Raw genomic sequence first — 12022 nt, 5'->3', positions numbered from 1 at the left:
TGGGCAATGCCCGTCAAGCACAGTGTCCCTGTACTCAGTGGGCATTAAAAATTGATTTACTGAGAGAGCCTGTCTTAAATAAGCTGAAACAGAGGATTACGGTATATGCCGCCACCGACCACAATGCGCTGTGAAGGTTGCCCGCCACTGCGACGCTCGCCACAAGCACAGCATAGATCGCCACGCACACCATGATAAAGAACCCCTGAAAAGCAAGTGCGACAAGCCCTTTTAAGTAATTTGTCCCGATTGTGCCCCATTCCCGGTTGGTAACTGTCGCTGCCGGGATTGGCGCAACTGACACATAAAGGTATATTTCAATCATGCGCCCATATAGAATGACGGTGATGAGGACGGACATGATTTTCATACATAAGCTGATTACCATAGTTTCCAGACCAAGACCGATAAGCTCCCCTATCCCCATCGTGTCAATCTGGTTGTTGAACATGGTTGTAAGGGTAGCCTGAACGTCAAGGCTCGTTGAACCGGAGATTGATGCTGCCGCCTGTGTCACCACATGGCTTCCCACGTCAAACACCGCCATGACTATATCAAAGGTCTTGGAAAGCAGCATGACAGCGATACAAGCCTTAAATAAAAAACGGAAAAACAGGCTTGTATCAAAGTCATGCATATTGTTTTTGTCGATTACCATTGTTATCAGCTCATAGATCAGCACAAAACTGATTATCATGCCTGCTATGGGCACTACCACGTTCTCCGAAAGCGTCCGTATCATGCTGAATATGCCGGAGTTCCATGTGCTGGGTGTCTTGCTGACCTCCCCCGCAATCGTCCCGACCTTATCATTGACATCGGAGAACATGGTATCAAGGTTGCTAAGCACCCACCCCTGCAGCATCTCCTTTATGAAATCAGTGATTTTGTCTATGATGCCGCCCATTTATCTTATGAAAACAGGCTGGAAAGCTGTGGGATCACCGTCTGCGCCACAATGATAATGCCTCCTCCACTCATGAGCTGCTTGATTCCCTGTGATTTTGCACCCGGATTATCATTCCCATATCCTTCGAGCAAATTGATGACGCCCCATACGCCCACGCCTGCGCCGATTGCTGTTACGACTGTCTTTAATCCTGTTACCGCTGTTGTAAAAAATGCCATGTTTCTACCTCTTTCTTTCTCAAAAATTATTTTGTCTGGTTTCTGAAAGAGTTTTTCGTGTTAAAATGCCCTGCCTTATGGTAAGATAAAGACAGGGCAATCCTTTAGGAAGAACCCTGCGGGCATCCGGCACATTCAGTTTGGCGATTGGCTGTGCCGGGCGCTTTGTTTTTGTCCTTTCCCAAGTACATTCAAAACTCCGTTCCACTTCTGGACTTTTTGTCCAAAAGTTTTGTAGCTGGTTGACGGGTTCCATATTCAGTTTTTCAATATTCAGTTGTCATGCTTCAATCACGCCCGCATCCTCCACCTCATCAACGGTGTCATTGTCCCTGACTTTCGCTTTGCACAGGTTCTTTACATATTTTTCGATGTCTAAGGCGTTCTTGTCATCAAAATCGGACAGAAGGCGGTACTGCCTGTGCTTTGTAATGTCAAACTTATTGGAGAAGAAAGGTCTTACCCCTCTAAGCTGCATGATGCACTTCCCTCCGTCCATGACTGCAATCTCATCTTGGCTCATAAGCTCTTTCCCGGTCTTTTGATAATTTAAACCGTAGGACTGCGACGTACCCCTTGTGTCAGAGGTATTGTAAAGGTCTATCGTTTCCTTACCCAAAATTTCCGCCATCTCTTTTAAGGTGGTCTTTTCCTTCCCTCCGAGGAATAAGGTGGTATCACAATTCCCTTCAATGGTGTCGGCGTTATCCTTATAAATCGCTTTGAGCTGCGACTTCGACTGCAAGATAATGGAAGCTGATATTTCCCGGCTCCGGATTGTGGCAATCAGCTTCTCAAACTTTGGTATCTGCCCGATGTTTGCAAACTCATCGAGTAAGCAGCGCACATGGACGGGCAGCCTGCCATGATACACATCATCCGCCCTGTCACAGAGCAGATTGAAAAGCTGCGTGTACATGATTGACACAATAAAGTTGAACGTATCATCCGTATCGGAGATAATGACAAACAATGCTGTCTTTTCATCCCCTAACATATCAAGCCCCAACTCGTCATAGCTTGTCAGGTCACGCAGTTCCTTGATGTCAAAGGGGGCTAAACGTGCGCCACAGCTAATTAAGATGCTTTTCGCTGTCTTGCCCGCCGCCAGTTTGTATTTTTTATACTGCTTTACTGCAAAATGCTCCGGCTCTCTTTCCTCCAGCTCATCGAACATCAAATCCACAGGATTCTTAAATTCCTCGTCATCCTCCCTCGCTTCACTGGCGTTTATCATGTCAAGCAGGGTAGTGAAATTCTGTTCTTCCTCCACACACTCATACCAGATGTATCCGATCAGTGCGGTATAATAGAGCTTTTCGGCTTTCACCCAAAAATCCTCGCCGGATTGCTGCCCCTCCCCTTTGGTGTTTAAAATGATTGTGTTTACGAGTTTCAAAATGTCCTTCTCGCTCCGGATATAAACGAGAGGATTGTAATGCATGGACTTCTTGAAGTTAATGGTATTCAGCACTTTTACCCTGTAATTGTTCTTTAAGAGCATTTTTCCGCACTCTACTAATACTGTACCCTTCGGATCGGTGACAACATATGATGAGTGCATCTGCATAAGGTTCGGTTTTACAAAAAATCTCGTCTTGCCCGAACCGGAGCCGCCGATAACAAGGATATTTTTATTCCTCGCATACTTCGGCTGTTTTGGTCTGCCGGACATCATCAGCCTTTCCGTTTCTGTCAGCAACACATTGTTCTCAAATACCGGATCGACATAAGGCTCTATGTCTTTTGCTGTCCCCCACCTCGCAGAACCATACTCCATGCCATGCCGGAACTTCTTGGCGTTTTTGGCTTTGAAATACACCACAAGGCGGAGCGCAATGCCGCATCCTGCCCCTATCAGCAAATCTCTTGGGTGGAAACTTGGTAACGGGTTGGAAAATAAATCCTCCATCCCCGCCATGACCGCCATCATCTTTGCGGAAGCATCCTGCCCCGGCGATACCCGCCACAGCCACGCTATTTTGTCGCAGAAATACCCGGCAAGCACATAGGGGAGATTCATAAGGAGAAGTTTCTTTTTGTCAACATTCCCCGTCTTTGCCTTGAGCTTTTCAGGGATTGATTTTAAGTCTTTGGCGATGCCGTCTACGATTTTACTCATAATGACTGCCCCCTGTCCTTTAAATGTTCCCTTGCCCTCTCCCGGTTCTTGTCCTTGCCTAACTGCTCCCGGAACTCTGCCAGTTTCTCCTTTACAGAGATACGGTTATGCTTTTTCTCATTAACTTTTACAAACTCCTTAAATGCCTGTGTTATCACATCGGCATCCTTGCCCTTGAATAATACGATGTGCTTCGGCGGCTTTTCTGTCTTGTCCTTCTTCACAGCAAACTGCACATTATATTTCTTTGCCACTCTCTCAAAGGACTTGATATTGTTATCCGTCACCTCAATGCTCGAAGCGCCCATACCCTGACCGACCAGCTCTTTCACTGATATTTTCCCATGCGGCATCTGCTTTCCCTGTTTCCGGTGTTCCAGATACATCTTCATAGCCTTTTTCAGCACGTCGGCAGTCAGCCGGGAAGATTTGAATACAAGGGCAATCGTTTTCTGTGTCACTTCCTCCTGCATGGTTCTCCTCCTTCTTTCTTTATTGCTGTACCCCCGTCAGGGTGGGACGTACAGCCTGTGCAGCAGATATTTCATAAACTCTCCTGACCGGATTATGGCAGTTCCGGCTTCCTCCCTTCTTCCAACGCTTTGATAATCTGTATAAACCCGGATTCCAAGTCATCAAAACAGATTGGAATATCCCCCGGATTTTTGATATAGGTATCCAGAAAGCGGTAGGTAAGCCGCCCGCCCTCTTTTCCAATACTGACACAGTGGACAGATGCAAACTCCCCGTTTTCCAGAATCCATATCTCATTTTCAAGGCACAGCACGAACCTGTCTGAAAAAAATTCCTTTATTTCACAGGCAATCATACAGGCTGGATAACAGAAAAGCACATCTGTCATGTCAAACGGTTCGTTCCCCGTACCGTCATCCCCCTCCATCATCATCACTTCTTTCATGCTTTTTTTGATATAAGGGAATAACTGGCTGGAATAGTTGTCCGCTGCATATTCTCTCGGCTCGCTTCCATCGCCCAAAAGCTCCGCAAGGTCATCAAACTCGCTGTCCTCATACAGCCGGAACAGCCGCAGAAAGCACTCCCGCACCTGCCCCTCCGTCAATCCTTCCTCCTGTATGTCCGGCTCCTGCCCCTCTTTGGGTTTCCTTTTCCCTGACACATAATGGATTCCGCCTAATACCGCTGCGCCTGCCACAGCCGCAGAAAGGGCTGCTGCTACTTTTTTGTGTTTCATTTTCCTTCTTTCTCCTTTCCGCTTCTGGACTTTTTGTCCAAAAGTTTTATAAACGCAAAAAGGGCAGCTACAAACCGCTGTTTACGGTCTATAACTGCCCTTACGCTGTTTCTGATATTTATTATCTGTACCGGATCACCGGACACTGCTTTGTCTTTTTCCCTACCTTCCTGCGTTCCAAAGCAAAAACCATATCCCCGGTACGCTCAAAATATCCGATGTCCTTTTTCCAGCTTATGCCGCATTTACAATGCTGCAAGCCGATAAACTGCTGCTTCATCTTCCTTCCGCAGTTCGGGCATACTTTTTTGCTCATGCCCTTTTTCTTGGTTTTCGGCTTGTCTGCATCTTCTTTCTTTTTCTCTTTCCTTTCCGGAAGTCCATTCTCCGCAATCCTCGCTTCATAACGTGGCAGACGGTAAAGATACAGGCGGTATACTTCATCAAAGGAAGCCTTTTCTGCTATTCCCTTTACCCTCTGGTAGATTTGCCCCGCAATTTTTTCACTGTCCTCTCCTTCCGGCAGCTTATCATGCTCCCTGTAATAATCACAGGTCTTTTCAAACATACAGTCTGCTATTTTAGCTTTCTGCTTCTGCTTTAAGTCTTTATATGTCCTGTCTGCCCTTTTCAGGCGCTTCCTGTTTCCCAAACACACCACTCCTGCCTTTATCCTGATATGGTCTATTTTAACAGAAAACGCCCCGGAATTGTAAAAAATATCTGCCGCCTAACCGAAAGCATCTTCACACCGGGAAATGAAATATTTCTTCTTTTCCAAGATTTCCTCCTGCCTGTCTTTGGAAAGCGTCTGGAATATCTCATCATAGTCAAGCTCCGCAAGCGGCGTACCCAAAACAGGCGTTAAAACCTCATGTTCATACCATATCCGCCAGAGTTCCTCAAACAGCTCCAGACAATCCGAAAATGCCATTGCCGAATCAAACCCCTCGCCCTCACTGAACCATTGCAGACGGACAAAACCAAATCTCCCGGCATCCGCCACCATCACATCCGTCATCTCATACAGCTCTGCGAACGCATCCGCCACCTTCCGGCACTTCGCCCGCTGTTCTTCCGTAATAAATATTTCTGCCATAGCGCACCCTCCTGATCCACTTCTGGACAAAAAGTCCAAAAGCTATTTATTCTCTTTTAAACAGTAAATCGTGCAGAGGTCAGCATATAACACGCCTTCCCCGCATTTTATCGTGTCAAACAAAAGGCACTGGAACAGCACGTCACGCACACCCTCAAGGCTTGCAATCCCCTGTTCTGTTTCTGAAAAGCCTGTGCCGGGAATACCCATATCCGCCGATGCCGCCCGCCTTGCCGAGATACAGTGCGTGTAAAGTCCGAGGATATATTTATCCGACATAGGGAAAGCAAATGTTTCCTGCCCGTCATATGTCACCCTGTATTTATCCTGTTCCCCTTCCGCAGTTCAAAGAAGCACTGCACTGTTTCCAGATAAGTATGCCCGTCAAAATCCGGCTTTATTTTCTTTCCGTATCTGCGGATTGCGGAAAAGAGGGTATTCCGGTCAATAAAGGAACAGGTACGCTTAAAAGCCGGTTTCCTGCCTTTGATGTCCATGTAAACATTATTCCCTGTCCCTTTCCCGGCAAACCTGCCATAATCGCCTGTCCGAAGCAGATAGGACAGCACCTCCAGCAGCTTTTCCCCTGACGCAATCTCCTGATAAGGGGAACTGCCAAATTCTATCCTCACAAACTTTAACGGGCAGCTCCCCTTTGCAATCTCCCGTTCCATTACCCGGTCAATATCCCTCATGGATTCCATTTATCCATCTCCTTCCGCTTTGGGCTGGAACATCCCTTTTTCCTCCCAACCGCCGCCATACATATCATGCTGCACCAACTGCTGGTAATAATGGTTCATGGTGTTAGGCGCATTGTAGAGGGCAGTCACCATGTACGCCCTGATGTTGGCTATCTTGGTTGTGGTTTCTCTCATGCACCCAATAACATACTCCAAATGGGAGCTGTTCAGCTTCAGGAACTTTGATTTTACAAGCTCATAAGGGTAATCTTCCCCGTTGACCTTTACCGTCTTACGCTTCACGCACACAATCTCGCAGATAACCTCATACAGTTCCTCATACAGCCCCTTATCCTGCCAGTCCCCATATTTCATGTGATGCTCGTATTCAATGTTTCCCTTGATGATTTCCATATAGGCAGTGGCATTATCCATCACATCAATCATACCATTATCCGGCTTGCCCGGTTCCTGTTTTTCTGTTTCCCTATCCGATTGATTGATAGGATTGGTATAACTCAGATCAGTATAATTAGTATTGTTATAATTAGGGTTCGATTCCCGAACTTCCGCAAGTTCGGTTTCCGAACCTCTTGAAGTTTGATTTCCGAACTCCTGCAAGTTCGGTTTCCGAATCTCTTGAAGTTCGATTTCCGAACTTCTTGAAGTTTGATTATCGAACCTCTTGAAGTTCGGTTTCCGAACTTCTGCAAAGCTGTCAGCATTATCAGGCTTTTCTGGCTCTCTGCCCGGTTCTTTTCCGGCATCCAGTGTTGCAAAATTCTTCACATAGATAATGTCCGGCTTGCCCAATCCCTGCCTTTTCTTCTCGATCAGACCAATCCCCTTTTTGCTGTCAAGCTCCGCAATCACCTTTGCGCATTTTTCCCTTGCGCATCCCAAATCCTCCATTATGTTATCCAGCGTGTAATGGATATACACCCTGTTTTCTTCGTCAAGCCAGCCATTCTTGATTGACAATGCCAGCCTGTCAAGCATCAGACCATAAAGGAGCTTTGCATCACTGGACAACTCTTTAAACCTTGCGTCTTTTATCAGCAGCCTCGGAACCCGGTAAAAGGAAAACTGTTCCGCTTCGATGCCATAATAATAGTCAAATTTTATCGTGCCATCCACGCTGATGCACCTCCCCTCTATTGTCTTTTCTTCCATTCATCCAATAGCTGAATGATGATGCCCTCTATTTCCTCACTGCTGCAGTCCTCCGCAAAATATTCACTGATTTTGTCCGCTTTCAGTGTTACCTTCCGTTCCTTTGGCTTTTCCTCCGTCAGTATCAGGCGCACCATTGCAAGGGTAAGTTCCCCAGTCTTGCCATATTCCTTGATTTTTGCAGACTGCGCCATGCTGACGTTACAGCCTTGTTCCTCTATGACTGCCTGCACCCACTGCTGCGCTTCCTCCGCCAGAAAGGAAATGTCAACGCCCTGTGAGAAACCGAGCTTTTTACCGTCCACCATAGTAAGAAGTTTATCAGACAGCCGGGAAAGCCAGATATACCGCTGTACTTTTTTAGCGTTCTCCCCGGCAGCTTCCCCAACCTCATCAAGTGTGTTTCTGCCTGACTTTTTCCCCTGATGCTTCATAGCTTCATATTTCATCTTATAGGCTTTTGCCTTTTCGCTTGGCAAGATGTCCTCCCGCTGGATATTGGAATCCACCATGATTATCGTAGCTTCATCATCGGTGTAGTTGCGGACAACCACAGGCATCTCCGTCTTTCCGGCAAGCTCCGAGCCACGTTTGCGGCGGTGTCCGGCTATGATTTCATAGCCTCCACCCGCCCTCGGTCTTGCAATCCCCGGCACAAGCACCCCATACTGGCGGATACTCTCGGTTGTTTCCTCCATCTTCTCATCGTCCTCCACCCGGAACGGGTGGTCTTTGAACGTGTAAAGCTCTGCCAGTGACGCATTGATAATCTGCTCTATCCCATTTTCCTGTGCGGTATTTCCACCGAACAAATCATCAAAACTTTCCAGAGCAACCTTTGATGCGCTTCTTGGTTTTGCGTTACTGCCCATCTGCAAGCACCTCCTTTGTCAGAGAATCGTAAGCTGACGCCACTTTCCCCTTTGGATCATGCTTGTAGATGCTGACGCCCTCCGCTGAAATCTCCGCCGCCCGGACGGAAATGGGAATGACATTGGCAAATATCCTCACCCGGCTTCCATAGGCTTCCTTCAGCATGGCGCTGATGTCCTTTGCGTAGTTCGTTCGGCTGTCCACCATTGTAAGCAGGATCCCTTCAATCTCCAGCTTCGGGTTAATCTGCCGCTTTACCTTTCCCACCGTCTTAATAAGCTGCTGCAAGCCTTTGACGGGCAGGTATGCCGCCTGTACAGGTATCAGGATACTGTCGGCGCAGGCAAAGGCGTTTATGGTAATCATGCCGAGAGAAGGCATACAATCAATTAAAATATAATCGTAACTCTCCCGGACAATCTCTATGTATGACCGGAGTACCGTTTCCCGGCTCATCACATTCACAAGGGAAACCTCCAGACCGGAAAGCTCAATGTTCCCCGGCATTAAGTCTATCCCTTCCTCATGGTGGAGGATACCTTCCCCCGGCTCTACTTCCCCGTCATTGATTAAGTTCCCCATAATGGTTGCAAGCGTGATTTCCAGACTGTCCGGCTCTGTAAAGCCTAAACTTGCGGTCAGACTGCCCTGTGCGTCCGCATCAATCAGAAGCACTTTCTTTCCCTGTTTTGCCAGCCCGATTCCTAAATTGCTTGTGGTGGTGGTCTTGCCCACACCGCCTTTCTGGTTTGCGATTGCGATTATTTTACACATGATGATTCTCCTTTGCTTCTACTAATTTTCTTTTACGTTGCTTTTCCTGACTTCCACATAAGTCCTGTAATATTTCTTTGTCCCTTTGTTTGGGAACATATCGGAAAACTCCGTCACCTCGATTTTCGGGTTACGCTGTAAAATCTTCCCGAACCACTTAATATCGTTCTTCGTTCCCATAAGCCTGACTTTTAACATCAATCCCGTCCTCCAAGCATGGCGTACAAGTTGTGGTTATATGTTACATATTCCGGATAACGAATCTGTACCGCCTGCCAAAAATAAGGCGCATAGGCACAGCAGAACAGTTCTTCCACTGTGTACCGTCTGCACTCGTCCACCTGTTCCTCCGCATCATCATAGTCAAGGACACTCGGCGTACCATTGCAGTAAAGGTTAAACGCCATCCTGACTACTTTTAAGCTCCCGCTGGTCTGCCAGCCTTCGTGCAGGCACTCCGTTTTTACACAGCCTGTCTTAAAGTTATAAATGCTGTTGATATTTCTTCTTGTGTCATCGCTGATACCAAGACAATATACAAGCGCTTTGTGGTACACGTCCTGATACCTGACCTCTTTCAATTTTTCATAGTAGAATTTTTCATGTGCATCACTGATAAAAATAATCGCTTTCTCTGCTCCTAACGCTGTACTACTCATGTTCATTTCCTCCATTTCTTATTTTGTTTTTTGACCATAACAAAAGGACACTTCCCTAAAATTTTCTTTTAGAAAAATGTCCTTATCGTACAAAATATTAACTTGAACTGACACGAGTTTAATTTAAAATCATTTATTTTAACCCGTTAAGAGAGTTTATTTTGTCGTACTCTTGTCGTACCATACTGTCTTTAAGTCCGCAAACCCTTGATTTTACTGGTCTTTTCCGCCAAGCGTTTTCATTGTCGGGAAGCATAACACATCCCTGATCGCAGCAGAATCCGTGAGCAGCATGACCATCCTGTCAATGCCGAATCCGATCCCTCCTGTAGGGGGCATACCGATCTCCAGGGCATTGAGGAAGTCTTCATCCGTGGTATTCGCCTCCTCGTCTCCCTGAGCCAGCAGTGCTTCCTGTGCTTTAAAGCGCTCCCTCTGGTCAATGGGGTCATTTAACTCGGAATAGGCATTGGCCATCTCCCAGCCGTTCATGAAAAACTCAAAGCGCTCTGTGTACTCCGGATTCTCCGGTTTCTTCTTAGTCAACGGAGAGATCTCAATGGGGTGGTCCATAACAAATGTAGGCTGGATCAGATGCTCCTCTGCAAACTCCTCAAAGAACAGACTCAGGATATCGCCCTTCTGATGTCTCTCCTCAAATTCCACATGATGCTCTTTTGCCGCAGCTCTTGCCTCTTCCAGAGTATGAATCTCATTAAAGTCAACGCCGGCATACTTCTTAACAGCATCCAGCATGGTAATTCTCTCAAAAGGTTTGCCCAGGTCCATCTCCACACCATTGTAGGTAATGGTAGTGGTCCCCAGAACTTCCTGTGCCACATGGCGGTACAGGTTCTCTGTCAGGTCCATCATTCCCTTGTAATCTGTATACGCCTGATACAGCTCCATCAGCGTAAATTCCGGGTTATGTCTGGTGTCCAGACCCTCGTTACGGAATACACGTCCAATCTCATATACGCGCTCCATACCGCCTACGATCAGTCTCTTCAGATACAGCTCCAGGGAAATACGCAACTTGAAATCCTCATCAAGAGCATTGAAATGTGTCTCGAAAGGTCTTGCTGCCGCACCGCCTGCATTTGCCACCAGCATAGGTGTCTCCACCTCCATGAATCCCTGTCCGTCCAGGTATTTACGGATACTGCTGATGATCTTGGAACGTTTGATGAAAGTGTCCTTTACTTCCGGGTTCATGATCAGATCCACGTATCGCTGACGGTAACGCAGGTCTGTGTTGGTCAGGCCATGGAACTTTTCAGGCAGAACCTGGAGGCTCTTGGATAACAGTGTCACAGCAGACGCATGAATGGAAATCTCACCTGTCCTTGTTTTGAAGACTTCGCCTGTGATGCCTACAATGTCGCCAATGTCCATTTTCTTGAAATCCTGATAAGATTCCACTCCGATACTGTCCCGTGCCACATAAGACTGAATGTTGCCCTGTAAATCCTGAACATTGCAGAAGGAAGCTTTCCCCATAATACGTTTTGACATCATACGTCCTGCTATGGTGACGGATTTTCCTTCCAGCTCTTCAAAAGCATCTTTGATCTCCTGGCTATGATGAGTCACATCAAATTTGACGATCTGAAACGGGTCTTTTCCGTTTGTCTGTAACTCAGCTAATTTTTCACGGCGGACCTTCAATAACTGGTTGATGTCCTGCTCCTTAACATTCTTTGACTGCTCTGCCACTTTTCACACTCTCCTTAATCTAAATGTTTCTCTCTATCTCCAGAACCTTGTATTCCATAACTCCGGACGGCATCTCCACTTTTACGGTCTGTCCTTTTTTAGCTCCGATCAGCGCTTTTCCTACCGGAGATTCATTGGAAATTTTGCCTTCCAGACTGTTTGCCTCAGTGGAACCTACGATTTTAAACTCTATCTCTTCTTCATATTCCACATCATATACTTTTACCTTACATCCAACACTGATAGTACCCAGATCCACTTCATCTTCCACTACGACCTCAGCATTTTTCAGGATTTTTTCGATTTCTTCAATTCTCGCCTCGATATCGCGCTGCTCGTCTTTTGCAGCATCGTACTCTGCGTTCTCAGACAGGTCGCCCTGCTCTCTGGCCTCTTTGATCTTACCGGCTACTTCTTTTCTCTTGTATACCTTCAGGTCATGAAGCTCATCCTCTAATTTTTTCAGTCCCGCATACGTAAGAATATTTTTCTTCTCTTCCATTTTTTATACACCCTTTCTTCTATATTATAAAGTAAGAAGAGGGCCTGTCAGACCACAGAGCCGGACGGGTTCCCATATTC

At 46.6% G+C, this 12022-nt stretch carries 12 protein-coding genes and 3 pseudogenes; all 15 read right to left on the bottom strand.

The window, feature by feature from the left end; genetic code table 11:
* Positions 1–34 precede the first annotated feature (34 nt).
* The gene (locus BLCOC_RS00920) at positions 35–907 is read right to left on the bottom strand and encodes a VirB6/TrbL-like conjugal transfer protein, CD1112 family (protein ID WP_022743345.1); all 873 of its coding nucleotides are present in this window, start codon (positions 905–907) and stop codon (positions 35–37) included.
* A 5-nt stretch (positions 908–912) separates the two neighbouring features.
* Positions 913–1128 (bottom strand): Maff2 family mobile element protein, encoded by a 216-nt coding sequence (locus tag BLCOC_RS00915; protein WP_004070260.1) that lies wholly within the window; start codon positions 1126–1128, stop codon positions 913–915.
* Between the two features lie 280 nt (positions 1129–1408).
* Positions 1409–3022: pseudogene (locus tag BLCOC_RS00910) on the bottom strand (VirD4-like conjugal transfer protein, CD1115 family); the annotation flags it as partial.
* Between the two features lie 224 nt (positions 3023–3246).
* The gene (locus BLCOC_RS00905; protein WP_115624063.1) at positions 3247–3723 is read right to left on the bottom strand and encodes a PcfB family protein; all 477 of its coding nucleotides are present in this window, start codon (positions 3721–3723) and stop codon (positions 3247–3249) included.
* 92 nt (positions 3724–3815) lie between these two features.
* Positions 3816–4463 (bottom strand): hypothetical protein, encoded by a 648-nt coding sequence (locus tag BLCOC_RS00900; protein ID WP_115624062.1) that lies wholly within the window; start codon positions 4461–4463, stop codon positions 3816–3818.
* A gap of 121 nt (positions 4464–4584) precedes the next feature.
* A complete protein-coding gene (locus BLCOC_RS00895) occupies positions 4585–5121 on the bottom strand; it encodes a hypothetical protein (protein ID WP_435867667.1) in 537 nt (178 codons plus the stop codon).
* A gap of 72 nt (positions 5122–5193) precedes the next feature.
* A complete protein-coding gene (locus BLCOC_RS00890; protein WP_115624060.1) occupies positions 5194–5562 on the bottom strand; it encodes a hypothetical protein in 369 nt (122 codons plus the stop codon).
* A gap of 42 nt (positions 5563–5604) precedes the next feature.
* Positions 5605–6266 (bottom strand): annotated as a pseudogene (locus tag BLCOC_RS27475) (hypothetical protein).
* Positions 6267–7382 carry a DUF6017 domain-containing protein gene (locus tag BLCOC_RS00880; protein ID WP_115625513.1) on the bottom strand — a complete coding sequence of 372 codons (1116 nt, stop codon included), beginning with the start codon at positions 7380–7382 and terminating at the stop codon, positions 6267–6269.
* Positions 7383–7399: 17 nt separating this feature from the next.
* Positions 7400–8290, bottom strand: a complete 891-nt coding sequence (locus tag BLCOC_RS00875) for a ParB/RepB/Spo0J family partition protein (protein WP_115624059.1) — start codon at positions 8288–8290, stop codon at positions 7400–7402.
* Positions 8280–9065: a ParA family protein gene (locus BLCOC_RS00870; RefSeq protein WP_115624058.1), complete on the bottom strand. Its 786-nt coding sequence runs from the start codon at positions 9063–9065 to the stop codon at positions 8280–8282. The genes BLCOC_RS00875 and BLCOC_RS00870 overlap by 11 nt, the downstream gene beginning before the upstream one ends.
* 21 nt (positions 9066–9086) lie before the next feature.
* A complete protein-coding gene (locus BLCOC_RS00865) occupies positions 9087–9263 on the bottom strand; it encodes a hypothetical protein (RefSeq protein ID WP_004070281.1) in 177 nt (58 codons plus the stop codon).
* Positions 9263–9724 carry a DUF6075 family protein gene (locus BLCOC_RS00860; RefSeq protein WP_115624057.1) on the bottom strand — a complete coding sequence of 154 codons (462 nt, stop codon included), beginning with the start codon at positions 9722–9724 and terminating at the stop codon, positions 9263–9265. Before BLCOC_RS00860 ends, BLCOC_RS00865 begins: the two co-directional genes overlap by 1 nt.
* A gap of 228 nt (positions 9725–9952) precedes the next feature.
* Positions 9953–11440, bottom strand: a pseudogene (gene lysS, locus BLCOC_RS00855) (lysine--tRNA ligase); the annotation flags it as partial.
* A gap of 19 nt (positions 11441–11459) precedes the next feature.
* Positions 11460–11942 (bottom strand): transcription elongation factor GreA, encoded by a 483-nt coding sequence (gene greA, locus BLCOC_RS00850; RefSeq protein ID WP_018597092.1) that lies wholly within the window; start codon positions 11940–11942, stop codon positions 11460–11462.
* Positions 11943–12022 lie beyond the last annotated feature (80 nt).

This window comes from Blautia coccoides (genome assembly GCF_034355335.1).
Taxonomy (GTDB): Bacteria; Bacillota; Clostridia; order Lachnospirales; family Lachnospiraceae; genus Blautia; species Blautia producta.
This window is presented reverse-complemented; position numbering and strand designations above follow the sequence as displayed.

Coding starts and splice junctions, on each gene's coding strand:
- greA (WP_018597092.1), bottom strand. CDS start 11,942: ATGGAAGAGAAGAAAAATATTCTTACGTATGCGGGACTGAAAAAATTA.
- BLCOC_RS00890 (WP_115624060.1), bottom strand. CDS start 5,562: ATGGCAGAAATATTTATTACGGAAGAACAGCGGGCGAAGTGCCGGAAG.
- BLCOC_RS00920 (WP_022743345.1), bottom strand. CDS start 907: ATGGGCGGCATCATAGACAAAATCACTGATTTCATAAAGGAGATGCTG.
- BLCOC_RS00865 (WP_004070281.1), bottom strand. CDS start 9,263: ATGTTAAAAGTCAGGCTTATGGGAACGAAGAACGATATTAAGTGGTTC.
- BLCOC_RS00875 (WP_115624059.1), bottom strand. CDS start 8,290: ATGGGCAGTAACGCAAAACCAAGAAGCGCATCAAAGGTTGCTCTGGAA.
- BLCOC_RS00905 (WP_115624063.1), bottom strand. CDS start 3,723: ATGCAGGAGGAAGTGACACAGAAAACGATTGCCCTTGTATTCAAATCT.
- BLCOC_RS00900 (WP_115624062.1), bottom strand. CDS start 4,463: ATGAAACACAAAAAAGTAGCAGCAGCCCTTTCTGCGGCTGTGGCAGGC.
- BLCOC_RS00915 (WP_004070260.1), bottom strand. CDS start 1,128: ATGGCATTTTTTACAACAGCGGTAACAGGATTAAAGACAGTCGTAACA.
- BLCOC_RS00860 (WP_115624057.1), bottom strand. CDS start 9,724: ATGAGTAGTACAGCGTTAGGAGCAGAGAAAGCGATTATTTTTATCAGT.
- BLCOC_RS00870 (WP_115624058.1), bottom strand. CDS start 9,065: ATGTGTAAAATAATCGCAATCGCAAACCAGAAAGGCGGTGTGGGCAAG.